The sequence below is a fragment of the Pseudomonas ceruminis genome (assembly GCF_021602025.1).
GTDB lineage: Bacteria > Pseudomonadota > Gammaproteobacteria > Pseudomonadales > Pseudomonadaceae > Aquipseudomonas > Aquipseudomonas ceruminis.
Genome location: NZ_BQHW01000006.1, coordinates 51,704 through 72,891, shown reverse-complemented (window position 1 = coordinate 72,891; position 21,188 = coordinate 51,704). Strand labels below are relative to the sequence as shown.

General features: G+C 63.9%; 25 protein-coding genes. 13 read left to right on the top strand and 12 right to left on the bottom strand.

Features of this window, described 5'->3' with window-relative positions; translation table 11 throughout:
- The first annotated feature begins 6 nt into the window (after nt 1-6).
- Nucleotides 7-267, top strand: a complete 261-nt coding sequence (locus L6D80_RS09385; RefSeq protein ID WP_054899182.1) for a DUF3613 domain-containing protein — start codon at nt 7-9, stop codon at nt 265-267.
- Between the two features lie 7 nt (nt 268-274).
- On the opposite strand, the gene L6D80_RS09380 is transcribed toward L6D80_RS09385, so the two are convergent.
- Nucleotides 275-700, bottom strand: a complete 426-nt coding sequence (locus tag L6D80_RS09380) for a prepilin peptidase (RefSeq protein WP_176515721.1) — start codon at nt 698-700, stop codon at nt 275-277.
- A gap of 75 nt (nt 701-775) precedes the next feature.
- Here L6D80_RS09380 and L6D80_RS09375 point away from each other — a divergent pair, with 75 nt between their 5' ends.
- Nucleotides 776-1,219, top strand: a complete 444-nt coding sequence (locus L6D80_RS09375; RefSeq protein ID WP_176515664.1) for a TadE/TadG family type IV pilus assembly protein — start codon at nt 776-778, stop codon at nt 1,217-1,219.
- Between the two features lie 38 nt (nt 1,220-1,257).
- Nucleotides 1,258-3,861 carry a PAS domain-containing sensor histidine kinase gene (locus L6D80_RS09370; RefSeq protein WP_176515719.1) on the top strand — a complete coding sequence of 868 codons (2,604 nt, stop codon included), beginning with the start codon at nt 1,258-1,260 and terminating at the stop codon, nt 3,859-3,861.
- Here L6D80_RS09370 and L6D80_RS09365 read toward each other — a convergent pair.
- The gene (locus L6D80_RS09365) at nt 3,846-5,801 is read right to left on the bottom strand and encodes a pilus assembly protein TadG-related protein (RefSeq protein ID WP_223849184.1); all 1,956 of its coding nucleotides are present in this window, start codon (nt 5,799-5,801) and stop codon (nt 3,846-3,848) included. The genes L6D80_RS09370 and L6D80_RS09365 overlap by 16 nt on opposite strands.
- Nucleotides 5,802-5,978: 177 nt before the next feature.
- On the opposite strand from L6D80_RS09365, the gene L6D80_RS09360 reads away from it, so the two are divergent.
- The gene (locus tag L6D80_RS09360) at nt 5,979-6,269 is read left to right on the top strand and encodes a DUF3509 domain-containing protein (RefSeq protein WP_054899179.1); all 291 of its coding nucleotides are present in this window, start codon (nt 5,979-5,981) and stop codon (nt 6,267-6,269) included.
- A 3-nt stretch (nt 6,270-6,272) separates the two neighbouring features.
- Here L6D80_RS09360 and L6D80_RS09355 read toward each other — a convergent pair whose 3' ends face one another.
- Entirely contained in the window at nt 6,273-6,743 is a 471-nt protein-coding gene (locus L6D80_RS09355) for a phosphate-starvation-inducible protein PsiE (protein WP_054899178.1), read from the bottom strand.
- Between the two features lie 227 nt (nt 6,744-6,970).
- On the opposite strand from L6D80_RS09355, the gene L6D80_RS09350 reads away from it, so the two are divergent.
- Entirely contained in the window at nt 6,971-7,234 is a 264-nt protein-coding gene (locus L6D80_RS09350) for a YebG family protein (protein ID WP_054899177.1), read from the top strand.
- On the opposite strand, the gene L6D80_RS09345 is transcribed toward L6D80_RS09350, so the two are convergent.
- Nucleotides 7,223-8,242, bottom strand: coding sequence for a Leu/Phe/Val dehydrogenase (locus L6D80_RS09345; protein WP_054899176.1), 1,020 nt, complete (start codon nt 8,240-8,242; stop codon nt 7,223-7,225). The two genes, L6D80_RS09350 and L6D80_RS09345, sit on opposite strands and share 12 nt — an antisense overlap.
- 123 nt (nt 8,243-8,365) lie before the next feature.
- On the opposite strand from L6D80_RS09345, the gene L6D80_RS09340 reads away from it, so the two are divergent.
- Nucleotides 8,366-9,172: a SirB1 family protein gene (locus tag L6D80_RS09340; protein ID WP_054899175.1), complete on the top strand. Its 807-nt coding sequence runs from the start codon at nt 8,366-8,368 to the stop codon at nt 9,170-9,172.
- On the opposite strand, the gene maiA is transcribed toward L6D80_RS09340, so the two are convergent.
- The 3 genes from maiA to hmgA are packed head-to-tail and all read right to left on the bottom strand — an operon-like array spanning nt 9,166 to nt 12,408.
- Nucleotides 9,166-9,798 carry a maleylacetoacetate isomerase gene (gene maiA, locus L6D80_RS09335; RefSeq protein ID WP_176515662.1) on the bottom strand — a complete coding sequence of 211 codons (633 nt, stop codon included), beginning with the start codon at nt 9,796-9,798 and terminating at the stop codon, nt 9,166-9,168. The two genes, L6D80_RS09340 and maiA, sit on opposite strands and share 7 nt — an antisense overlap.
- 12 nt (nt 9,799-9,810) lie before the next feature.
- Nucleotides 9,811-11,103, bottom strand: coding sequence for a fumarylacetoacetase (gene fahA / locus L6D80_RS09330; RefSeq protein ID WP_176515660.1), 1,293 nt, complete (start codon nt 11,101-11,103; stop codon nt 9,811-9,813).
- Between the two features lie 3 nt (nt 11,104-11,106).
- Nucleotides 11,107-12,408 carry a homogentisate 1,2-dioxygenase gene (gene hmgA, locus L6D80_RS09325; protein ID WP_176515658.1) on the bottom strand — a complete coding sequence of 434 codons (1,302 nt, stop codon included), beginning with the start codon at nt 12,406-12,408 and terminating at the stop codon, nt 11,107-11,109.
- A 113-nt stretch (nt 12,409-12,521) separates the two neighbouring features.
- Here hmgA and L6D80_RS09320 point away from each other — a divergent pair, with 113 nt between their 5' ends.
- Nucleotides 12,522-13,304, top strand: coding sequence for an IclR family transcriptional regulator (locus L6D80_RS09320; RefSeq protein WP_054899171.1), 783 nt, complete (start codon nt 12,522-12,524; stop codon nt 13,302-13,304).
- A gap of 272 nt (nt 13,305-13,576) precedes the next feature.
- On the opposite strand, the gene L6D80_RS09315 is transcribed toward L6D80_RS09320, so the two are convergent.
- From L6D80_RS09315 to L6D80_RS09300, 4 genes are all read right to left on the bottom strand, one after another.
- On the bottom strand, nt 13,577-14,491 hold the full coding sequence (locus tag L6D80_RS09315) for an SDR family oxidoreductase (RefSeq protein ID WP_176515656.1): 915 nt from the start codon (nt 14,489-14,491) through the stop codon (nt 13,577-13,579).
- 116 nt (nt 14,492-14,607) lie between these two features.
- On the bottom strand, nt 14,608-15,513 hold the full coding sequence (locus L6D80_RS09310; RefSeq protein ID WP_054899170.1) for an alpha/beta fold hydrolase: 906 nt from the start codon (nt 15,511-15,513) through the stop codon (nt 14,608-14,610).
- Between the two features lie 176 nt (nt 15,514-15,689).
- Entirely contained in the window at nt 15,690-16,376 is a 687-nt protein-coding gene (locus L6D80_RS09305; RefSeq protein ID WP_176515654.1) for an LrgB family protein, read from the bottom strand.
- Nucleotides 16,366-16,752 carry a CidA/LrgA family protein gene (locus L6D80_RS09300; RefSeq protein ID WP_054899168.1) on the bottom strand — a complete coding sequence of 129 codons (387 nt, stop codon included), beginning with the start codon at nt 16,750-16,752 and terminating at the stop codon, nt 16,366-16,368. The genes L6D80_RS09305 and L6D80_RS09300 overlap by 11 nt, the downstream gene beginning before the upstream one ends.
- A 96-nt stretch (nt 16,753-16,848) precedes the next feature.
- On the opposite strand from L6D80_RS09300, the gene L6D80_RS09295 reads away from it, so the two are divergent.
- Complete coding sequence (locus L6D80_RS09295) at nt 16,849-17,739, top strand: LysR family transcriptional regulator (RefSeq protein WP_176515652.1); 891 nt, start codon at nt 16,849-16,851, stop codon at nt 17,737-17,739.
- A gap of 63 nt (nt 17,740-17,802) precedes the next feature.
- Here the strand turns inward: L6D80_RS09295 and L6D80_RS09290 are convergent, their stop codons facing one another.
- Nucleotides 17,803-18,258, bottom strand: coding sequence for a flavodoxin (locus L6D80_RS09290; protein WP_054899166.1), 456 nt, complete (start codon nt 18,256-18,258; stop codon nt 17,803-17,805).
- A 213-nt stretch (nt 18,259-18,471) separates the two neighbouring features.
- Between L6D80_RS09290 and L6D80_RS09285 the strand changes: the two genes are divergently transcribed.
- The 5 genes from L6D80_RS09285 (at nt 18,472) to L6D80_RS09265 (ending at nt 21,172) form a co-directional block, all read left to right on the top strand.
- Entirely contained in the window at nt 18,472-19,083 is a 612-nt protein-coding gene (locus L6D80_RS09285) for a PilZ domain-containing protein (RefSeq protein WP_176515650.1), read from the top strand.
- Nucleotides 19,084-19,200: 117 nt separating this feature from the next.
- The gene (locus L6D80_RS09280; RefSeq protein ID WP_054899164.1) at nt 19,201-19,761 is read left to right on the top strand and encodes a putative antibiotic biosynthesis monooxygenase; all 561 of its coding nucleotides are present in this window, start codon (nt 19,201-19,203) and stop codon (nt 19,759-19,761) included.
- A 77-nt stretch (nt 19,762-19,838) separates the two neighbouring features.
- On the top strand, nt 19,839-20,531 hold the full coding sequence (gene folM / locus L6D80_RS09275) for a dihydromonapterin reductase (RefSeq protein ID WP_054899163.1): 693 nt from the start codon (nt 19,839-19,841) through the stop codon (nt 20,529-20,531).
- Nucleotides 20,532-20,541: 10 nt separating this feature from the next.
- Nucleotides 20,542-20,838, top strand: coding sequence for a DUF1244 domain-containing protein (locus tag L6D80_RS09270; RefSeq protein ID WP_176515648.1), 297 nt, complete (start codon nt 20,542-20,544; stop codon nt 20,836-20,838).
- Nucleotides 20,831-21,172 (top strand): HopJ type III effector protein, encoded by a 342-nt coding sequence (locus tag L6D80_RS09265; RefSeq protein WP_054899161.1) that lies wholly within the window; start codon nt 20,831-20,833, stop codon nt 21,170-21,172. The genes L6D80_RS09270 and L6D80_RS09265 overlap by 8 nt, the downstream gene beginning before the upstream one ends.
- Nucleotides 21,173-21,188 lie beyond the last annotated feature (16 nt).

Here is a 21,188-nt window from a genome sequence, read left to right as displayed (position 1 = left end):
GTAGTCATGATCAAATACCTGATAGTGCTGGCCTGCTGCGCCAGCGCCGCTATGGCACAAGCAGAAGCGCCCATCCGCGAGCAGCAGGCGACGCAGACAGCGACCGAAGCGCTGTTGCAGGTGCAGGCCAGCGGCGAGCAGGCCTCGAACCGGTTGCAGGTGCAGACGGCACGGGAGCGCGACCTGTCGATGCAGCGCTGGTTGGAAAGCTACAAATACGCCATCCCGGATTTCTTCCGCTGGACCAAGGTGTCGTCGAACAATTGACCGGCGCTTACTGCAGGCACGCACTGGTCAACAGAAAGCCCACCAGCACGTAAGGCGCGAACGGCTGCTTGTCAGCCGCCTGCCCTGCCCTGCGCCGCCGCAGCCCGATCCACAGCAGCAGCGCGGCGGCGGCACCGATGAACGTGCCGAGCACGTAATCCTGACTGGTGGCCAGGGCCAGCGCGCCGAGGAGCTTCACATCGCCGGCGCCGAAGCGGCCGAGCACGTAACCTGGGAGAGTCAGCAGCAGGACGATGGCCAACGCCCAGCCGGCATCACCGGGCTGGGCACCGATCCAGCTGCGCCCGGTGACGGCCAGCCACAGCAGCGCACAGGCGCCGACACCCAAGGTCAGAAGGTTGGAGATCTGCCGTTCGCGGATATCTTGTCCGCTACATGCGACAAGCCAAAGCAGCAAGGCAACACTGGATATTGGCAATTGGCCATCCCTGTTCGTCGAACGCTTCTATGCTGTAACTCAGGACTCTCGGTCAGGGTAGACGCAATCATGCAAGCAAACCCGGCAGGACGGCAAAAAGGGGCGGCAGCGATCGAGTTCGTGGCCGTCTTCATGATCTTTTTCGCGGTGTTTTACGGCCTGGTGAGCTACACCCTACCGATGCTGATGCTGCAATCGTTCAACCAGGCCAGCAGCGAAGCAGTGCGCCGCTGCGTCGCCCTGGACCCGAACAGTGCCAGTTATGCTGCCGATGTCCAGACCGTGGCACGGGAGGCGCTGCGCCAGCAGTTGGCCTGGATGCCCGCGGCATTAAACTTTCTGCCTGCCAGTGACGCGCAGGTGAGCCTGGACGCGAACCGATTGCTGAAAGTGACCATCACGTACCCAAGGGCAAAACTCACCAATGTGCTGCCGCTGCTGGTAATACCCGTAATTGGCGAAGTGCCACGCCTACCCGCGCAGTTACGCGCCGAAGCGAGCCTGCAACTGTGAGCGGCCTGTTCGACCGCTGGCTGGACAGCCATGCCGCCATGCCGATACCCCAGATGCCTCAGCCCGTCGGTCTGCAGGTATGGCTCAATGAGCACGGGCAGGTGCTGCGCCTGTCCGGGCCTTTACGGACACTGCTGGCCGTGCCTGGCCAACCCCCCACCCAAGTGCACGACTACCTGCTGCGGCACAGCTGGGTGGTGCTGGAAGGCACGCCTGCCGACTGGCAAGGGCAGCCGCTGGACCTGGATTTTCGCACCGTGCTCGGTCACCCCCTGCATACCCGAGGCTGGCTGCAACGGCAGGCGGACGGCTGGATGCTGCAGCTGTTCGACATCGGCGACTTGCTGCGCGCTGGCGACACTCAGGACCACTGCCAGGCTCAGCGGCAGCTGGCCGCCGGCATAGGCCAGGCGCTGCGCGACTGCAGCGCAGAGCGGCTGGCGCAGACCACCAGCGAACAACTACAACGCCTGGCGACGCACTGGCAGGCGGGCTCGGTACGGCTGATGCTGGCGAGCGGGTCGGGCTGGCGCACGCATGCCTGCAGCAACAGCACCTGGCCCTGGGCCAATGACGAACGCTTGCACCCCTGGTTGCAGGCGCTCCCCGCCAGTTTCCAGCAGGTGGCAGCTGAGTCAATGCAGTTGCAGGCGCAGGGCGCCGGCCTGTCGATGTTCGTCCTGCCCTATAGCCATGGGCATGAGGTTCAGGCTTGGCTGCTCTGCGCCGGTGCGCCTGCGGTGCCTGCCCCTGAGCCGGCCACGGCACTGCTGCTAGCCTTGGCCGAGCCCTTGCTGACACGCCTTCGACAACACCAGTTGCAGCGGCGCACCCAAGACCTCGACGCCTTGCAGCAGCAACTGGGCGCCGGCCGCTGGGAGTGGCCCTTGCAGGGGCCACTGCGGTTCGACCCAGCCTTGGCTGCAAGCCTTGGCCTGGACGCTGAGGCCAGCATCGAGCAGTGGCTGGCCCGCCTGCACCCAGCCGACCGCGAGGCCGCGCACATGGCGCTGGAGCAACTGTGCGATGGCGTTGCACTCAACCTGAACTTGCGCCTGCTGGCGCCTGACAACGTGGCCGGCCCACGCTGGCTGCACTGGGTCGGGCAACTGCAGGGCAGCCAGGCACAGGGTTTTCTGCTCGACATCAGCGCCCTGAAAGCCCAGGAGCTGCAAGCCGGCGCTGCCCGTGCCCGCCTGGAGAACCTGATCGCCAGTTCCCCGGCCGTGATCTATATCCAGCGCTACGCCGAAGGCGCGTTGCACACTGAGTTTTTCAGCGCCAGTCTGACGCCGATGCTCGGCTGGCCAAAAGACAGTGACCTGGCGCGTCAGCCGGGCCAGGCGGTCCATCCAGAGGACCGCGCGCTCTGGCTGGAAAGGACACGCAGCCTGCTGCGCGATGGCCATGTACGCAGCCGATACCGTCTGCGTGATCACCTGGGGGGCTACCACTGGGTGCTGGATGAGGCTCGCCTGCTGCGCAACGACCTCGGTCAGCCGGTCGAAGTCGTCGGCTTGTGGCTGGATGTGAGCGAGGCGACCGAAGCCGCCGAGCGCGTGCGCCAGAGCGAAGAGCGCTATCGAGTACTGGTGGAAGACTCGCCGGCGATGATCTGCCGCTACCGCCCGGACCTGACCCTGCTGTTCGGCAACCAGCCGCTTGCCGAACAGTTGGAGTGTACGCCGCAGCAACTGACCGAGATGAACCTGGGCCAATGGATGTCTGAGAGCCAGCGCCTGGCGTTCCTGCAGCGCCTTGCGGCGCTGACCCCGGACCAGCCGTTGAGCAGCGCGGAGATCTGCCTGCAACTCCCGGGGCGCCAGCATGCCTGGTGGGTGTGGGCCGACCGCGGGCTGTTCGATGACCAGGGCAAGCTGCTGGAAGTGCAAGCGGTGGGCCGCGACAACACCCAGGTACGGCACAGCCAGCAGCAACTGCTGCAAGGGGCCAAGATGGCCACGCTCGGTGAGTTGGCGACTGGGCTGGTGCATGAGATCAATCAGCCGCTGAACGTGATGCGTTTGGCCGTGGCCAATACCCTGAAGCGCCTGGAAAGCGGCATGGCCGATATCGAGTACCTGACCAGCAAGCTGCAGCGCATCGACGCCCAGGTTGAGCGCGCCGCCCGGCTGGTCGAGCATATGCGCGCCTACGGGCGGCGCTCCGAGGTCGAACGCCAGGCGTTCGCCGCCTGGGTTGCGGTGGACGGCGCGGTGGCGCTGCTGGCTGAAGGCCTGCGCGGCAAGGGCGTCGCGTTGCAGATCGAGGAGCCCGACGATTGTCCGGAAGTGCTTGGCCATGAGGACCAGCTGGAGCAGGTACTGATCAACCTGATGGTCAACGCCCGCGACGCCCTGCTCGAACGGCAGGTTAACCGCCCCCTGATCCAGGTATCCCAGCGAATCGAAGACGGGCGGCTGTGCTTGCGGGTGCAAGACAACGCCGGAGGGATCGACCCGCGCCTGCTCGATCGCATCTTCGAACCCTTCTTCACCACCAAGCCCGCAGGCGTTGGCACCGGGCTCGGGCTCTCGGTTAGCCACGGTATCGTCCAAGCCATGGGCGGCCGCCTGGAAGCGATGAACAACAGTGATGGCGCCTGCTTCCAGGTCGTCCTGCCGGTCTACAGCATCAGCTGAGCGCGGCCACCGGAACAACTGAGGTTGGCGCCCACCTCGGCATTGACCAGGTCGATGCCGAGCACTTTCAACAATACGTTCAGCAGCGGGTCGATCAGCGGGCTGAGCAACCCTTTGATCAACGGGTCGATAATGCCCCTGACCGTACCGAGCACACTGTCGGCCAGGACCAGCAGCTGACCGAGGCCGCTATTGCCGGTGGGTTTGTAGGCCTGTAGCTGGATGCCAAGCAATGTGTCACTGAGGCTGCCGACCACGTTGTCGTTGATTGTGCGCATGTTCATGTAGGCCGACGGCTGGCCGATGTTGGGTGGCATGCTCCCGGGGGCCTGGAAGACCAGCGGCTGCTCCACCGGACCACTGCCGAGCAGCTTGCTGTCGACTCGCACACCCAGGCCACCACCGGCAAAGGGCACACGCGGATCGCACGTCCCGAGGATCAACAGCTTGGTACAGCGTTTGGTACCGATATCAATCAACGGCAGCGCCTTGACTGCGGTAGTCCCGCTGGTGAAGAACGCATCGGGGGAGTCGAAACGCCCCACCGCAAGCTTGGCTGCAGAGCTCTGCGCGCGGGTCGTAAGGCGTTTGGGCGAACAACTGAACGTGTCGGGCGCCTGCGGGTTGAGACGCGTAGTGGCTTCGGCGACCTCCAGGCCGATATCCAGTTGTAGCTTGTCGGGAACCAGCACGATATCGCTGACGGTGCAGGGCACGCCTAGCAAGCAGAACACAGACTCCAGTGTGGAAGCGAGGTTGAGGCTGAGCAGGTTATTAAGCACATTGGTCAGTGGCGAGGCCAGGTCGAGCACCGCGTTGACCAGCCCGAAAATACCGCTGAGCAATGGTAGATCGAGTGAAATCATCGCCCGCACCTGGGCGGTGTGGACCCGCAGTTCATCGGTCCGCGGGTCACCCACCGACGAGATCTGCTGCGGCTCGATCACCTTCAGGCGGACCCGGCCGTTGACCAGCCCGAGCACGCTGATGGGCAGGTCGACATTGGCGGCGCTTTCGCTGGCCGCCAGCTGTATTACCCCCTGCACCAGTTGCAGCAACTGGATGCTGGCATCCAGGCCAGCCTGGGCGGTACCGTTCTGGATGTCGAGAATCTCACCCAGGTGCAGCAATGTGCTGTTGCCAGCCCCCAATGCGATCTTGCCCAGGTTGGTCACCACATCGGCTGCGGCACCGCTTTGCTGCAGCACCTTGACCGCTGCCTGCAACAGTTGCGTGGCAGTGGCATCGGCCTTGAGCAGTTGCTGGTAATCACCGACCTTCAGCTTCAGGTCGACGGCGAGTTGGTCGAGGTAGCTGAGTAACTTGAGGTCGGTGGCGGCGATGCCTTTCCAGCCCGCCAGGTCGAGCTGCACGCTGCCGCCCAGCGCACTGAGCAAGGCATTGAGCAGCACCGACTGGCGCGAATCGACGGTGGCCAGGGTCGTGCGGATGCTCAGCATGGCCTGTGGCGGCAAGGGTTTGGACGCCACGGCATGGGCATGCAAGGTGGTGGTCAGCGGCACCCCGCCCCCTTGCGCCAAGGTGTAGATGCCGGCGGCGAAACTGGTGGTGACCGTGTTGCTGACATCGACCCTGATCGCTTCGCTGCGGCTATTGTCGTTGGTAAAGCTGCGTAGGCTCTGGGCCCCGGTCTGCAGGTAACCGCAACTGGCCACCAGCGGGTTGCCTGGCGCGTGGCCATTACGGGTGGCGGCATTGCGGGCGATGGCCGTGGCCTGCGGCCCATTGCCAGTACACACTGCATACCGGCCTGCCGCTTCCAGTGCAGCCATGTCGGCGATGCGTTGCAACTTGCGTTGCTCAAGGTAAAGACGGCCGCTGTCGACCGCCACCAGCAGAAACAGCAAGGCCATGGCCAAGGTGGTCACGGCCATCAGGCCGATCGCGCCCCGTTGCCGGGCAGCAGAAGAACGAACCACGGGCACTCCTTTGCAGGCCTTTGGCCAAGCATCGCCGCTGCGATGACAGGAGTGTAGCTACAGTGATGGCCATTTGCCTTTAGGCGTGATCATTTTCATTGCTGCCGATCAGCGGCCCTGAACCAATCGGCCTGGGGTTGAGTCAACCCCTGCAATCCTTCACTGCAGATACCGACCATGCACAACCCCTTCGAGCAGATCAGCGCCGCCTTCGCCCCCGAATACCGGATCAACCTGAGCATCGAACGCCTGGACGGCAGCATCATGCTGACCCTGTCCGACGACGCGGGCGTGGTGGCCAAGCGGCTGATCAGCCAGGCCCAGCGCAACGACCCGGCGCGGCTGCAGCGGGTGATCGACAGCATCCGCCTGGGCCTGGCCATCGAACGGGGGCAGAACCCCTTGCAGGTACTTGCCGCCCTGACCCGCGACCCGCGCCATCAGCCGCGACACTTCATTGCCAACTGAGGGCTACTTGCCCTCCTCCACTTCCTTGCCGTTGGCGTCCAGCACCTTGGTCGAAGGGTAGCGATACGACGCGTAGCGCACCACCAGGATGGAGAACGCCAGCAACAGGATGCCGCCGCACAGGTACAACAGCCCCTCGTCCGGCGCCTTGTGGTGCGAGACATCGCCGATCAGCAGGCGCGTCAGCGCGGTGATCGCCACGTACAGCAGAAAGCGGATTGGCATATGGTTGGTCTTGAAGTAGATCCCGACCATCGCCCCCAGCTCCAGGTAGATGAACAGCAACAGAATGTCATCGACGCTGACCCCACCCTTGCCAAGCATGTCCAGGAACGTCATCACCGCCGCATAGGCGGTAATTGCGCCGATACCGAACAGCGCCAGGTAATGAAACGCTTCGACGCACAGATTGCCCAGCGAATCGGCTGAGCCATGCAGGCCTTTGCGCAGCTTTTCCGCCCATTTGATGTTCACGATGTCCCACTCCCCGATACGCCCTGAAGGATGATGCGTCACGCCTGTGACATTTGTGCCATGCAGTTAAAGGGCCAGGCCCCTGCGTTGGAAGGCGGCCGATTGCCGCAAGGCACCTGTGGGCAGGCTTTTTTACGGCAAGGGTTGCGCCTGGGGTGTCATTGCCATTACTGTATATGGATACAGTAATTGTTCACTTAACCGCAAAAAAGGCACAGAGGTGATGAATGGCCGTCGAAGTGGTGTACCGCAGCAGCCGCGACCCGGAGCGCTTGTTCATGGATAAGGCCGAAGCAGATCGTCACGACAAGATGCTCGAACTGGCCGAGCGCCTGGCCGAGGTGCTGCACAAGGCGGTACCTTCGCTGACCGAACAGCAGGTCGAAGAGGCTGGCATTTACATGGCCAAGAACCGCGATGTGTTTGCCCGCGCGTTCAAAAGCCAGCCAGATGCATTGGCCGAACTGCTCGAAGGCGCCTCAGCCGTATAACAACCGCTCCGCCAGCATCTGCGCCACACGTGCCGGCGAGCGTTTCTCGGCCTGGGCATGGGCGAACACTTCGGTCAGCCGGGTCGGTATGCGCGCCAGGTGCGCAGTGATGGTCCCCAGTTCTTCACCCCGGTGCTTCATCGCCACGTAGATCAACCCGCCCGCATTGATCACATAGTCCGGTGCGTAAAGAATGCCGCGCGACTCCAGCTGGTCTGCCACCTGCAAGGTGGTCAGCTGGTTGTTCGCAGCGCCAGCGACCGCCGCGCAACGCAGCTGCATCACGGTCTGCCCGTTGAGCACAGGGCCCACGCCACAAGGCGCAAAAATATCGCAGGGTGTACTGAGCAGCGCGTCGTTGGTAACCGGGTGGGCATTGAACTGCTCTACGGCCAGGCGCACGCGCCCCGGGTCCAGGTCGCTCACCAGCAACTCAGCCCCAGCTGCGTGCAACTGCTCGGCCAAGGCGTAGCCGACATTCCCCAGCCCTTGCACCGCCACCCGCAAACCTTCGAGATTGCCGCTGCCCAAGCGCGCCCGCGACGTGGCTCGGATGCCCGCGAACACGCCCATGGCCGCATGCGGCGATGGATCGCCCGAGGCAGTGGTACTGGTCACGTGGGGCGTGCTTTGGGCGATGCAGTCCATGTCCAGCGTAGAGGTTCCGCTGTCCACGGCGATGATGAAGCGCCCATGCAGGGTATCGATGAACCGGCCGAACGCTTCGAACAAGGCCGCGCGGTTTTCCACATGGGGGTTACGCATGATCACGGCCTTGCCGCCACCCAACGGCAACCCAGCCAGTGCTGCCTTGTAGCTCATGCCTTGAGCCAGGCGGATGGCGTCCGCCATGGCACTTTCGTCATCGGCATAAGGCAGGTAGCGGCACCCCCCCATTGCCGGGCCCAGGGTTTGGCTGTGAATCGCCACCACCGCCTTCAGGCCAGTTGGCGGGTCGACAAACAGGTGCAACGACTGGGTACGGGTGCTTTGCATCAGCGCGAACATCGACGGGCTCCCCAACGAGGTGCTCCTACCAGTATAGGCAGCCCCTCACGCACCAAGCTGTCACCGGACCACTGGACGAATCACCGGGCCAGGGCTAATACTCAAGCGAAGTGGAGAAGCCCCATGAACCCACGCCAAGCCTGCCTGGCCTGCCTGGAACGCGAGCCTGTCGCCCTGCTGGAAGCCGCCCTGTGGATCGCCGCCGAGCATGATCGAAAGGTCGAGCCCGCAGCGAGTTTTGCCACACTGCACAACCTGCAAGCTGAAATCAGTGCCAGCCTGCCGATGCTGCCTTTGAGCGAACTGGCCCAGCCGCTGCTGCGCCAGTTGAATGCGTTGGGGTTTCAGCAGGACGAATATCACCCCTTGCGCCCACAGGCGGCACTGCTGGACAAGGTCCTGCAGCGCCGCCGTGGCCAGCCGCTCGCGCTGGCCATCCTCACCCTGGAACTCGCCCAGCGCCTGTCGATCCCGTTGGAAGGGGTGGCATTCCCTGGCCACTTCCTGTTGCGCGTACCCGGCGCCGACCACCTGCTCGACCCTTGCGGCGGCCGGCGCCTGTACCCCAACGACTGCCGCGAGCTGCTTGCCCGCCAGTTCGGCCCCCAGGTCCCGCTCACCGCCGAGCACCTGCGTACGGCAAGCCCTGCGCAGATGCTGCAACGCCTGTCCCGTAACCTGCGCCAGTTGCACATGAGCAATGACAACCACCTCGCCGCCCTGATCGACGCTGAACGGGTCATGCAACTTGGCCCGGTGCAGGTCAGCGACTACATGACGCGCGCCTCGCTGTATCAACAGCTCGATTGCCCGCAGGCCGAGCGTTTCGACCTGGAGCATGCCCTGCTGTTGAGCGACGACCCGGTGCAACGCCTGAAGCTTTCCGAGCGCATCGGCAAGCTACCGGCAGCCAACCGTTCGATTCACTGAGCCGGCGTATCCACCTGGCACGACGGATGCGCCTTGGCAAAGGCCGGGTGCTCGGCGGCAAGCGCCGCAACCCGACGAATACGCGGGTAACCGCCCAGGTCGAGGTTGAAACGCTCGGCGGCATACAGCTGCGGTATCAGGTAGACATCCGCCAGCCCAGGCGCGTCGCCAAAGCAGTAGCCGCGTTCACCGATCAATTGTTCCACGGCCGCCAGGCCCTGGCCGACCCAATGGGCAATCCACTGGTTGACCTGCCCCTCGTCATGGCCCAGCTGACGCAGTTGGTTGAGCACACTGACGTTGTGCAGCGGATGAACATCGCAACCGATGATCGCCGCCACGCCACGGACCTGGGCCCGCGCTTCGGCACCCGCTGGCAACAGCGCAGGCTGTGGATAAACCTCGTCCAGGTATTCGATGATCGCCGGGGACTGCACCAGCAGCTGACCGCCATCGGTGCGCAAGGCCGGCACGCGGCCTTGCGGATTCACCGCGACGTAAGCGCTGCCGCGCTGCTCCCCTTGGAGCAGGTTGACCGGCAGGGCCTGGTATTCCAGGCCCTTGAGCGCCAAGGCGATACGCACCCGGTATGAGGAGGTGGAACGGTAGTAGGTGTACAGGTCCATGGCGCTGCTCCCTCAGTTGGCCGCAACGACCTTGCCGCGGCATTCACCAAAGCCGATGCTCGCCACCCCCTCTCGCTGGCAACGGGCACGCAGGATGACCTCATCGCCGTCCTCGAGGAACGTGCGCACCTCGCCGCTGGCCAGTTCCACCGGCTGTTTGCCGCCCACAGTGGTTTCCAGCAGGCTGCCATAGGCGTCAGGCGTGGGGCCGGACAGCGTGCCACTACCGAACAGGTCGCCTGGCTGCAACTGGCAGCCGTTGACGCTGTGGTGGGCGATCAACTGCGCCACGGTCCAGTACATGTTCAAGGTATTGCTCAGGGCCAGGCGGTGGGGCGGCAGGCCTTGCTCACGCATGCGTTCGGTGAGCAGCAACACTTCCAGCTCGATATCGAACGCGCCAGTGGCCTGGTCACGCGCGTCCAGCAGGTACGGCAATGGCTGCGGGTCACCTGCCGGCCGCGCGGGTTGCGCGCAGCGGAATGGCTCCAGTGCCTCGGCGGTCACCACCCAAGGCGAAAGCGTGGTGATGAAACTCTTCGACAGGAACGGGCCCAATGGCTGGTACTCCCAGGCCTGGATGTCCCGCGCCGACCAGTCGTTGAGCAAACACAGGCCTGCCAGGTGCTGCTCGGCTTCGCCAATGGCAATGGCCTGCCCCATCTCGTTGCCCTGGCCGATCCAGATGCCCAACTCAAGCTCGTAGTCCAGCCGCGCACACGGGCCGAAGCTGGGTTCGCTGTGACCTGCAGGCAGCGTCTGGCCCTTGGGACGGCGAACATCGGTACCTGAAGGACGCAAGGTCGAAGCACGGCCGTGATAACCGATCGGCACATACTTGTAGTTGGGGAGCAGGGGGTTGTCGGGGCGGAACAGCTTGCCGACGTTGGTGGCGTGTTCGATGCCCACGTAGAAGTCGGTGTAATCACCGACCTTGGCGGGCAGGTGTAGCTGGCAGTCACTGGCCGGATACAGCGCAGCCTCCAGCGTGGCCTGGTGTTCGCTGTGCTCACCCAGCAGCACCAGCAACCGCTCGCGCAGGGCCACGCGGGCCTTGCGACCCAGCGCGAAGAAGGCGTTCAGCGCCCCGCCACGGGTGGCCTGCACGGCGGCCTTGGCCTGGCCATCGAACAGGCCTGCGGCCAACACGGCCTCCAGGTCGAGAATGGCATCACCGATGGCCACACCACAACGCAGCGCTTCACCCGGACGGCTGAAGATGCCCAGCGGCAGGTTCTGCAGCGGGAAGTCGCGGTGCCCATTGGCATGCTCTACCCAACTACGGGCAATGGCGGTCTGGTTCATGGGTTATCTCCGGTTCGGGTTGAAGGTGCTCGGCAGCGTGGCCCAGCAACTGTCGTAATCGGCCTGCAATTGCGGGCTTTCGAGGGCATCGCTGCTCGGGCGCAGCACCTGGCTGGTCTCGAACATGAACGCCATGGTGTTGTCGATCTTGTGCGGCGCCAACTCGGCGGCGATGGCCTTTTCGCACGTCTCGGCATCAGGCCCGTGGGCGCTCATCACACCGTGCAACGACGCACCGCCAGGCAGGAAACCTTCGGCCTTGGCGTCGTAGGCACCGCTGATCAGGCCCATGAACTCGTTCATCAGGTTGCGGTGGAACCATGGCGGACGGAAGGTATTCTCGGCCACCATCCAGCGCGGTGGGAAAATCACGAAGTCCATGTTGGCCAGGCCGTGCACGCTCGTTGGCGAGGTCAGCACGGTAAAAATCGACGGGTCGGGGTGATCGAAGCTGACCGTGCCAAGGGTGTTGAAACGGCGCAGGTCGTATTTGTAGGGCACGTTGCTGCCGTGCCAGGCAACCACGTCCAACGGCGAATGCTGCAGCTCGCAGGCCCAGTGCTCGCCGAGGAACTTCTGCACCAGTTGCACCGGCCCTTCAGCCTCTTCGTAGTGCGCAACGGGCGTGAGGAAGTCACGCGGGTTGGCCAGGCCGTTGCTGCCGATCGGCCCCAGGTCGGGCAGGCGCAGTGGCGCGCCGTGGTTTTCGGCGATATAGCCGCGAGCGTGGCCCTCGGGCAGTTCGACGCGAAACTTCATGCCACGGGGTATCACGGCAATCTCCAGCGGCTCGACCTCCATCACGCCCAGTTCGCTGGCGATGCGCAGGCGGCCCTGCTCCGGCACCAGCAGCAACTCGCCGTCGGCATTGAAGAACACCCGGTCCATGGAGCGATTGGCGCAGTAGATGTAGATGCTGACCCCCGCCGGCTTTTGCGCCGCCGAGTTAGCCACCATCGGCCGCCAGCCCTCGATGAAATCGGTTGGCTCGCTGGGGATCGGTTGGGGGCTCCAGCGCAGGCGATTAGGGGTGATCTCACCCAGCGGCCCCGTCAGCGGCTGACGGGCCAGGCGCTCGAATCGCGGGTGCAAGGCCGAGGGGCGGATGCGATACAACCAGGTACGGCGCAGTTCGCTGCGGGCCATGGTGAACGCCGTACCCGACAGTAGCTCGGCGTACAGCCCGTAAGGGGCCTTCTGCGGTGAGTTCTGCCCGACAGGCAGCGCGCCGGGCAATGCTTCACTGGCGAATTCGTTGCCGAAACCGCTCAGGTAGTGAAGGTCGGGGGACGGGTCGCGGTTCATCGAAGCCTCCGGATTTTGTTTTTATCGTAATCTGATTACGAATAACGTAATTTGCTCCCTGCAAGGCGTCAAGCTATAAAGGCGCGACCTGCACATTCGGAAGTTGCCCAACCATGGCCAAAGCCAGCTCCCCCACCGACAACGGCAAACAGAAGGTCCGCTCGGCGGAAGTCGGCACCGACATTCTCAAGGCCCTTGCCGAGCTGTCCCCGTCCACCCCGCTGTCGCGCCTGGCAGAACACGTGCAGATGCCGGCAAGCAAGGTGCACCGTTACCTGCAGGCGCTGATCGCCAGTGGCTTTGCCGAGCAGGATGCCGCCACCAACCATTACGGGCTTGGCCGTGAAGCATTGCGGGTGGGGCTGGCAGCGCTGGGTAGCATCGACGTGCTGAAAGTGGCAGCGCTGCCGCTGTCGCAGCTGCGCGATGAACTCAATGAAAGCTGCTTTATCGCCGTGTGGGGTAACCAGGGCGCAACCGTGGTGAGCATCGAGCCTGCGGTCCGTGCCGTCACGGTAGTGACGCAGATCGGCTCGGTGCTGCCGCTGCTCAGCTCCTCCACCGGGCTGGTATTCGCCGCCTACTTGCCTGAGCGCGAGACCGTGGACCTGCGCGACCGTGAACTGGCCGCGCTGCAGCACAGCGCCAGCGACTACGAGGTATTGCTTGCCGGGATCCGCGAGCGTGGGCTGCACCATGTGCACGGGTTGCTGATGCCGGGCGTGGATGCGCTATCAGCGCCGGTGTTCAATGCCATGGGGCAGATCGCGGCAGTGATGACCGTTGTAGGGCCGACGTCGATCTTCCACGCCGATGAGCATGGCCCTGCGGCGCGGCGCTTGCTGGCAGCAGCGAAGGACACCAGCTGGCGCATGGGCTATTCGCCGACAGCCTGATGAGTGAACCCGGCACTGTTGCCCGAAACGTAAAGGTGAATGTCAGTTGGGGCTATTTTTCCTACCGGATCAAGCCCTTATTCTTAACTCACTGGCCGGCATGAAGGGCTCTACCCCCCGCCTTTCAGGCCCGCGAGGTTCACCGACGTAGATTTTGAAGCTCCTTGATCTAACGTCTCGATTGGCCGCTGCGTTTGCAGCGGCTTTTTTTATGGGTGAACCATTCTGGTATCGGTATGACCCGCAAACCGGCGAACACAGACCACAAAAAATCACCCCAGCGGGTACCTCTGCACGTTCGCCATCATTTGCTGCAGCGCCTGCAAGCTGTCTTGCGGATGCACTGCCTCGGCAAAATCACCGATCTGCGCCCAGCTGTCGGCCACCTGCTCCGGGGTAACCCCTTCACGGGGGTCGAAGCCCACCCCGAGGCTGCGCTCCCAACGCACCTTGCCTATCCAGCCCCCACCCACCTCGAACAATTGACCGCTGTCCTGGCACTGCTCGCTGCCCAGGTACACCACCAAGGGGCTGACCAGTTCAGGCTTGAGACGCTCGAACACCTGTGGCGGAATCAGCCCCTCGGTCATGCGCGTGCCACCCGTTGGCGCAATGGCATTGACCAGCACGCCATGCCTGCGCCCTTCGATGGCCAAGGTACGGGTCAAACCGTACAACCCCAGCTTGGCCATGCCGTAGTTGGCCTGGCCGAAGTTGCCATAGATGCCCGATGTCGAGGCCGTGAAGATCACCCTGCCCCAGTTCTGCTCGCGCAAATGCGGCCAGGCTGCACGGGTCACCTTGTACGCACCTTCGACGTGGACCTGATACACCTGGTCCCAGTCGCTGTCGTCCATCTTGTGGAATGTCTTGTCGCGCAGGATGCCGGCGTTGTTCACCAACACATCGACCCGGCCAAAACTGTCCATGGCCTGTTCGACGATGCGCGCGCCGTCGCTGACCGAATCATGGCTGGCCACTGCCGCCCCCCCAGCGGCACGAATCTGGGCCACCACCCGATCGGCTGCCGAAGCGCTGGCACCTTCGCCGTGGGTCGACCCTCCGAGGTCATTGACCACCACCTTGGCGCCCCGGGCGGCAAACAGCAGCGCATGGGCGCGCCCCAGGCCGCCACCGGCCCCTGTGACAATCACCACACGGTCTTGCAGACGTACCGGCTCGCTCATGCTCATGGCTCCCGCTCAGGTTGGACACGCTCGAGTGTCCGCCAGCCCCTGCCAGCGGACAATCAAGCTCGCCCAGGCTGAATGCCAGGCAATAAACCAGGAAGATGCCAGCCAGGTCAGGACCAGGCGACTTTCTGCGGCAGGTAACTCAGCAAGTGTTCGCGAAAGGCCAGGTAATGACGCAGTACCTGTACCGGCGCTTCGGTATGCGGGTAATGGCCAATGCCTTGCAGTTGCACGGTATCCGGGTTGGGCACCAACTGCCGATAGCGCTCTACCATGCGCGCACCAGACAGCGGGTCGACGGTCCCATTGATGAAGCGCAGGGGCACGCCTTCGCGTTGCAGGGCGCCTACCCAACGCTCGCGGTGCATCCTGCGCTCAGTCACGAAACCGACCAGCTTGTGCAGGATGCGGGTGCCGCCATTGGCAGCGATCAAGCTCCAGCAGTCATCCAGCGCGCTTTCACTGGGATGGGTGCAGGGCCCGTAGACGTGGGTGACATTGCGCACCAGGTCGTCGCGCCCGAACGAGCGCGCCACCAGCCACCCCAGGCGGCTGAGCAGCAGTTTCTGGATTAGCAGCACATGGCAACTTTCGGGGAACAAGCCGCTGTTGAGGAACACACAACTGGCGAGCGATGCACGGTCTTCGTGGTGCCGGCACAGCAACTCCTGCGCCACGCTGCCGCCGTAGTCGTGCGACAGCAGGTGCACGGGCTGGTCGACCTTGAGGTGGGCAAGCAACGCCTGTTGCAGGTCGGCTTGCTCCATCAGGTTGTAAGCGTGGTTGAGCGGCTTGGCCGAATCACCAAAGCCCAGCATGTCGCAGGCGATGACCCGGAAACGCTGGGCCAGCGGCGCCCACAGGTAGTGCCAATCCCAACTGGCGGTGGGGAATCCATGCAACAGCAGCAGGGGCTCTCCTTGCCCTGCGGTCCAGTAGCGGATGCTCTGGCCCCGGAATGAAAAACTCTGAGCCCGGGTACGCCAGACGCACAATGGTATCTCGGCCAAAGGCATCAGAATCGTCCCGGTGAATAACGGTTGAGGGTATAGGGCAAGGCTGCGGTCATTGCATGTCACCTCGGCACTTACATGTGCTCTCTATGTCGAGGCTGAGTCTAGTCAGCACCCAAACCGGTGAAACTTGCGTTGCCAGCCAGCTTGATGACCGAGCGAGTCAGTGGCACGAACGGTCACAGTACCCGCGTCAGCAGGGGGGCGGCGAACAGGTTGAGCAAGCCGGTGAGGACCATGACCAGACCGGCAACCGAGCCTTCTTCGCGCCCCACTTCCTGGGCACGGCTGACCCCCGCGCCATGCGCGCCAACGCCGAACAGCGCGCCGCGCGCCAGCGGTGTACGCAACGGTAACCAGCGCAGCAGCACACCCCCGAACATGGCGCCCAGCACACCGGTGAACATCACGAACACTGCCGTCAGCTCCGGTACCCCGCCCAAGTCATGGGCCAGCGGCATGGCGAACGGCGTGGTGATCGAACGAGGCACCAGCGACAGGCTGATCGCGTTATCCAGCGCCAGCAGATGAGCCAGCCCCCAGGAGCTGGCGATGGAGGCCGCACTGCCGGCCACCATTCCGACCAACAGTGCCGGCCAGTGCCGGGCCAGCATTGCGCGCTGTTGCCAGATCGGTACCGCGAACGCCACGGTGACCGGGCCCAGCACGCTCATCAGCCAATGTGTGTTGCGGGCGTATTCGGCATAGGCGGTGTGCAACGGTACTGCCACTGCCAACAACAGTGCGGGCACCAGGATCAACGGCGACATCAGGTAACGCCCGGTACGCCGGTACAGCCAGCGGCTGCCCAGGTACGCCAACAGCGTCAGCGCCAGCCAGAACAGGGGCATGGGTTCAAGGCTCATGGCGCAGCCTCCAGCGGCACACCAGCTCCACGGTCAGGGCGGTCACCACCATGACCATCAGTGTGCTCACGGCAATCACCAACAGGATGCGCCAGCCTTCGTCGCGCACCAGGCTGCCGTAATCGAGCAGACTCATCAAAGCCGGGATGAAGAACAGCAGCATCTCGGCCATGAGCCAGCCGGCGCCCAATTGCAACGTAGCCGGTTTGATCACCCCGCAGGCGAACAGCAGCAACAGCAGCGCCAGGCCCATGACGCCGCCGGGGATCGGCCAGCCGAGCCAGTCGGCCAACTGGCCGCCGAACAAGAACAATGCAAGCAAGACCGCCAGCTCCACGAGCAGGCGCAAGGGCTTTTTCAATAACGCGGGTTTCATGGGGGTGTCCTCAACAGGCCTTCATTTTAAGAGCGGGCTGCCTAGGCCAGAAGCGAATTGTTAGACTTGCCTCCATTCCATAATGGAATTGTGAACATGGAATTCAAACAGCTGCGCAGCTTCATCGAAGTGGTCCACCGCGGGGGCTTCACCCAGGCCGCGCAGACCTTGCACATCAGCCAGTCTGCCGTGAGCAAACAGGTCGCCCAGCTTGAGCAAGATGTGGGCCAGCTCTTGCTCGAGCGCCAGGCTTCGCACCTGCACCTGACCGCAGCGGGGCGTATCGTGCTGGAACGGGGCGAAGCATTGCTGCGCCAACGCCAAGCGTTGCTCAGCGAACTGGACGACCTCAGCTATATGGCGCGTGGTGAACTGCGCCTGGGCTTGCCGATGCTGGGTAGCGATGCCCTGTTCGCCGGTTTGTTCGCCGAGTACCGTCGGCGACACCCGAACATTTCCATCCAGTTGCTCGAGGGGGGCAGCCGCAGCGTCGAGCAGGCTGTGCACAGCGGCGAACTGGAGCTGGGCGGCAGCCTCACGCCCAGTGACCCGGCGTTCGAATACCAGCCGTTCTGCAATGAGCCTCTGGACGCCATGTTGCCCACCGGGCATGAGCTGGCAGGCAAGCAGCAGGTGGCTCTGGGCGAGTTGGCCGCCACCCCCTTTCTGCTTTACCAACGCAGCTTCGTGCTCAATGACCGGTTGCTCAAGGCGTGCCAGCAGCAGGGTTTCACCCCGAAGGAAGGTGGCCGCAGTGGCCAAGCGGACTTTCTGGTCGCCTTGGTGGCGGCAGGCCAGGGCGTGGTGCTATTGCCACAGGTGGTAGCCAGGGCACTGGAACGCCCCGGGGTGGTGCGTCTGCCCTTGAGCGCGCCAGATTACCTGCGGTGGGACATTGCCTTCATCTGGCGGCGCGGGGCCTATTTATCACGCGCCGCCCAAGCCTGGCTGGAATTGGTGCGGACGGGGCCGGCCGGCCAGCAATGAGCCGCTCATGCCGGCCTCTTCGCGGGTGAACCCGCTTGCACAAGGCGCAGGGTTCAGGATGCCTCAGGCCTTGAGGGCCTGGGCAAACGCTGCCAACCACGGCTCGGCGTCGGCCTCTGGGGTCACGGTTTCGCTGGCATCGAGCTGCAGCATCGGTTGCACCTCACGCACACCCAGTTCGGCAAACAGCTCGCGCATCTGCTCGCCACCGCCACAGTAGGTATCGCCATAGCTGGAGTCGCCCAAGGCAATCACCGCACCTGGCAGGCCACGCCAGGCAGCGGGCAGCGTGTCACGCAGGGCGCTGTACAGCGGCATGAGGTTGTCCGGCAGCTCGCCCATGCCAGTGGTCGACGTCACCGCGAGCAAGGCATCAGGGGCGAAACCTTCGAGGTCCTGCTGGGTGGCACGGGCAGCGTGCCAGGCTTGCAAGCCTGCGGCCTTGAGCAGCGCTTCGGCATGGCGGGCGACTTCTTCGGCGGTGCCGTACACCGAGCCGGAAATAATGGCGACTTTCATCAGGAAGAGGATTCCGAAACTGACTGAAAACGTAGGATACTAGCATTCGGCGCTGGCAAAAGGCCGCCTATACCAACGTCCGCTTTTCGCTCCACGACCGAACATGATCAACGCGCAACTGCACGCTCGTCGGAATTCCAACAAGCGCACCTGAACCAAGCGCCCCAGGCACGGTCCATCCCGTTGAAGAAATCGCTACCTCCGAGTTCGATCATGCAAGCCGATGCGCTCCTGACCCAGGATGAGCTGGAATTCATCCAGAACATGCAGCATTCCCCGCAACTGAACCTGGCTGATCCCACGTCCAGCCTGCTGGTCAATGGCGACCCCGATATTCAGTCCCTGCTTACCCGCCTGGTGGCCAGCAAGCAGGTCACCTTGCAGGCACAGTTCAACAACCAGCAGATCAGCTTCCCGCTGCAGTTGGTAGAGGACGAATTCCACGCCGTACACCTGCAGATCGGCTCACCGGAAATCTACGAAGACGGCCCCGCGCAGCGCGCCTGGCGCCTGTCGATGGACCAGCCAAGCGCACTGCTGAACGCACAAGGTCACGCCAGTGGCCTGTTGGTCCGCGATATTTCCTTCAAAGGCGCGTTGGTGGAAATACGCGGCCCGTCGGAGGCCCCTGCGCGTTTTGACCTGCGCTTTGCGCCGGGCGGCATTGCGCCGATCGAACTGCACGGCAGGCTTCGCCGACGCATCGGCCCAGACCTGGCCGCCTACGACCTCAGCCGCAGCCCGGCCGATGAAATCGAGCGCTTGCGCCAATACATCCTACGGGCCCATCGCCAGGCCCATCCAGAGCTGCACGTGCAGCCGTAGACCCAGCGCTGGGCCAAACGCGCCCGATTCTTGCATGTGCACTTGCGTCGCCCACCACCCCGGGCCACGCAAACCAGGGGCCAGCTACCCGCCAGCCCCGCCGTCAGGAGATACACGATGTCTACCCCACCCGTCACCTTGATGGTGTCGCGGCGCGCCGCCCATGGCCGCTTCCAGGACTTGCTGGCCTGGCTTCACGAAGGCGAGCAGCTGGCCACCGACTTCCCCGGCTACCTGGGCTCGGGCATCCTGGCGCCACCCCACGATGGCGATGAATTCCAGATCATCTTCCGTTTCAGCGACGAACCCACTCTGCACGCATGGGAGCATTCCGCCTCGCGGCGCGCCTGGCTGCAGCGCGGCAACGGCCTGTTCGAGCGCCCCAAAGAGAGGCGCGTCAGCGGCATTGACGACTGGTTTGGCACCAATAGAGTGCAAAAACCGCCGCGCTGGAAGCAAGCCGTGGCCATCTGGCTAGCCTTTTTCCCTGTGTCGCTGCTGTTCAATGCCGTGTTCGGCCACTGGTTGGCGCCGCTGGAACTGATACCGCGCGTAATGCTTAGCACCCTGGCCCTGACGCCGGTCATGGTCTACCTGTTCATCCCCCTCTCCACCCGCCTGCTGGCCAACTGGCTGCACCCCTCGCCGCGTACCGGCGCCGCCCTGCGCAGCCGCTGAGGCCAGGCCATACAACTGCGAAACAGTTCGGGTATGCTGGGCGGCAACGACAGGACAGACAAGTTGACCGCCCGCACATGAATAGCCCAATTCTCGTTACCGGAGCCAGCCAGCGCGTCGGCCTGGCCCTGGCCCTTGAACTGGCACAGGCCGGCCATACCGTGGTCAGTGCCAGCCGCAGCCTTCAGCCGCAGCCTGCTCACCCCAATATCGTGCAGTTTCAGGCCGACTTGTGCCTGGCAGCCGACCGCCAGGCCTTGATCGACTACCTCCAGCAGCACTACGACGGGCTGCGCGCAATCATCCACAACGCCTCGCTGTGGCTCGACGACGGCCTCGATAACCTCGACACCATGTTCCGCCTGCACGTGGAGGCGCCTTACCACCTCAACCTGGCCCTGGGCGACCTGCTGGCCAAGGTCGGCAAGGCCGACATCATCCATATCTGCGACGAAACCTCCTCGCGGGGCAGCAAGAGCCATATCGGCTATGCCGCGACCAAGGCCGCCCTGCAGAACATGGTGCTGTCGTTCGCCGAGAAATATGCGCCCAAGGTACACGTCAACGGTATCCTGCCTGGCTTGTTGATCCTCAAGGAAGGGGGTGACGAAGCGTACCGTCAGCAGACCCTCAAAAAGGCCCTGCTGGAATTCGAACCCGGCGCCGCGCCACTGATCGAGACCGTGAAGTACCTGCTCGCCAGCCAGTACAGTACCGGTAGCCAGGTGGTCATCAACGGTGGCCGCCACCTGAAGAACCGCATGACCTGAGAGAACGCCCATGACTGAGCAACAACAGCTCGAACTCGAAGCCGCCGCCTTCCGGCGCCTGGTCGATCACCTGCAACAGCGCACCGATGTGCAGAACATCGACCTGATGAACCTCTCCGGCTTCTGCCGCAACTGCCTGTCCAAGTGGTACAAGGCTGCCGCCGACGAGCGCCAGGTCGACATCAGCCTGGATGACGCCCGCGAGGCGGTGTACGGCATGCCCTACGCCGAGTGGAAAGCCCAATACCAGAAAGAAGCCAGCACCGACCAGCAAGCGGCGTTTGAAAAAGGAAAACCTCGTGACTGATCTGAACACCCTGCGCGCCAGCCTGGCCAGCGGCGAACACGCGTTTGCCGACACCCTGGCGTTCATCACTGCCCACTACAGCTACCAGCCCCAGGCCTTTCGCAACGGAGGCGTGGAAAACGCCGCCGGGCAGAACGAAGGCTCGTGCAAGACCCTGGGCCTGGCTCTGCTGGAAGGCCTGAGTGACCAGGAGGCCTTGCTGGCCTTCGGTGAGCACTACCGCGATGTGGTGGCCACGCCTGAGGGCACGGACCACGGCAATATCCGTGCGTTGATCCAGCACGGCCTGGCCGGGGTCCAGTTCGCCGGCCAGCCGCTGCAACGCCTGGCCTGAACGCCAGTGGGCCGCT

Excerpts from the sequence above, each read along its gene's own strand:
- L6D80_RS09385 (WP_054899182.1), top strand. The coding sequence starts at position 7 with ATGATCAAATACCTGATAGTGCTGGCCTGCTGCGCCAGCGCCGCTATG.
- L6D80_RS09375 (WP_176515664.1), top strand. The coding sequence starts at position 776 with ATGCAAGCAAACCCGGCAGGACGGCAAAAAGGGGCGGCAGCGATCGAG.
- L6D80_RS09370 (WP_176515719.1), top strand. The coding sequence starts at position 1,258 with ATGCCGATACCCCAGATGCCTCAGCCCGTCGGTCTGCAGGTATGGCTC.
- L6D80_RS09360 (WP_054899179.1), top strand. The coding sequence starts at position 5,979 with ATGCACAACCCCTTCGAGCAGATCAGCGCCGCCTTCGCCCCCGAATAC.
- L6D80_RS09350 (WP_054899177.1), top strand. The coding sequence starts at position 6,971 with ATGGCCGTCGAAGTGGTGTACCGCAGCAGCCGCGACCCGGAGCGCTTG.
- L6D80_RS09345 (WP_054899176.1), bottom strand. The coding sequence starts at position 8,242 with ATGTTCGCGCTGATGCAAAGCACCCGTACCCAGTCGTTGCACCTGTTT.
- L6D80_RS09340 (WP_054899175.1), top strand. The coding sequence starts at position 8,366 with ATGAACCCACGCCAAGCCTGCCTGGCCTGCCTGGAACGCGAGCCTGTC.
- maiA (WP_176515662.1), bottom strand. The coding sequence starts at position 9,798 with ATGGACCTGTACACCTACTACCGTTCCACCTCCTCATACCGGGTGCGT.
- fahA (WP_176515660.1), bottom strand. The coding sequence starts at position 11,103 with ATGAACCAGACCGCCATTGCCCGTAGTTGGGTAGAGCATGCCAATGGG.
- hmgA (WP_176515658.1), bottom strand. The coding sequence starts at position 12,408 with ATGAACCGCGACCCGTCCCCCGACCTTCACTACCTGAGCGGTTTCGGC.
- L6D80_RS09320 (WP_054899171.1), top strand. The coding sequence starts at position 12,522 with ATGGCCAAAGCCAGCTCCCCCACCGACAACGGCAAACAGAAGGTCCGC.
- L6D80_RS09315 (WP_176515656.1), bottom strand. The coding sequence starts at position 14,491 with ATGAGCGAGCCGGTACGTCTGCAAGACCGTGTGGTGATTGTCACAGGG.
- L6D80_RS09310 (WP_054899170.1), bottom strand. The coding sequence starts at position 15,513 with ATGCCTTTGGCCGAGATACCATTGTGCGTCTGGCGTACCCGGGCTCAG.
- L6D80_RS09305 (WP_176515654.1), bottom strand. The coding sequence starts at position 16,376 with ATGAGCCTTGAACCCATGCCCCTGTTCTGGCTGGCGCTGACGCTGTTG.
- L6D80_RS09300 (WP_054899168.1), bottom strand. The coding sequence starts at position 16,752 with ATGAAACCCGCGTTATTGAAAAAGCCCTTGCGCCTGCTCGTGGAGCTG.
- L6D80_RS09295 (WP_176515652.1), top strand. The coding sequence starts at position 16,849 with ATGGAATTCAAACAGCTGCGCAGCTTCATCGAAGTGGTCCACCGCGGG.
- L6D80_RS09290 (WP_054899166.1), bottom strand. The coding sequence starts at position 18,258 with ATGAAAGTCGCCATTATTTCCGGCTCGGTGTACGGCACCGCCGAAGAA.
- L6D80_RS09285 (WP_176515650.1), top strand. The coding sequence starts at position 18,472 with ATGCAAGCCGATGCGCTCCTGACCCAGGATGAGCTGGAATTCATCCAG.
- L6D80_RS09280 (WP_054899164.1), top strand. The coding sequence starts at position 19,201 with ATGTCTACCCCACCCGTCACCTTGATGGTGTCGCGGCGCGCCGCCCAT.
- folM (WP_054899163.1), top strand. The coding sequence starts at position 19,839 with ATGAATAGCCCAATTCTCGTTACCGGAGCCAGCCAGCGCGTCGGCCTG.
- L6D80_RS09270 (WP_176515648.1), top strand. The coding sequence starts at position 20,542 with ATGACTGAGCAACAACAGCTCGAACTCGAAGCCGCCGCCTTCCGGCGC.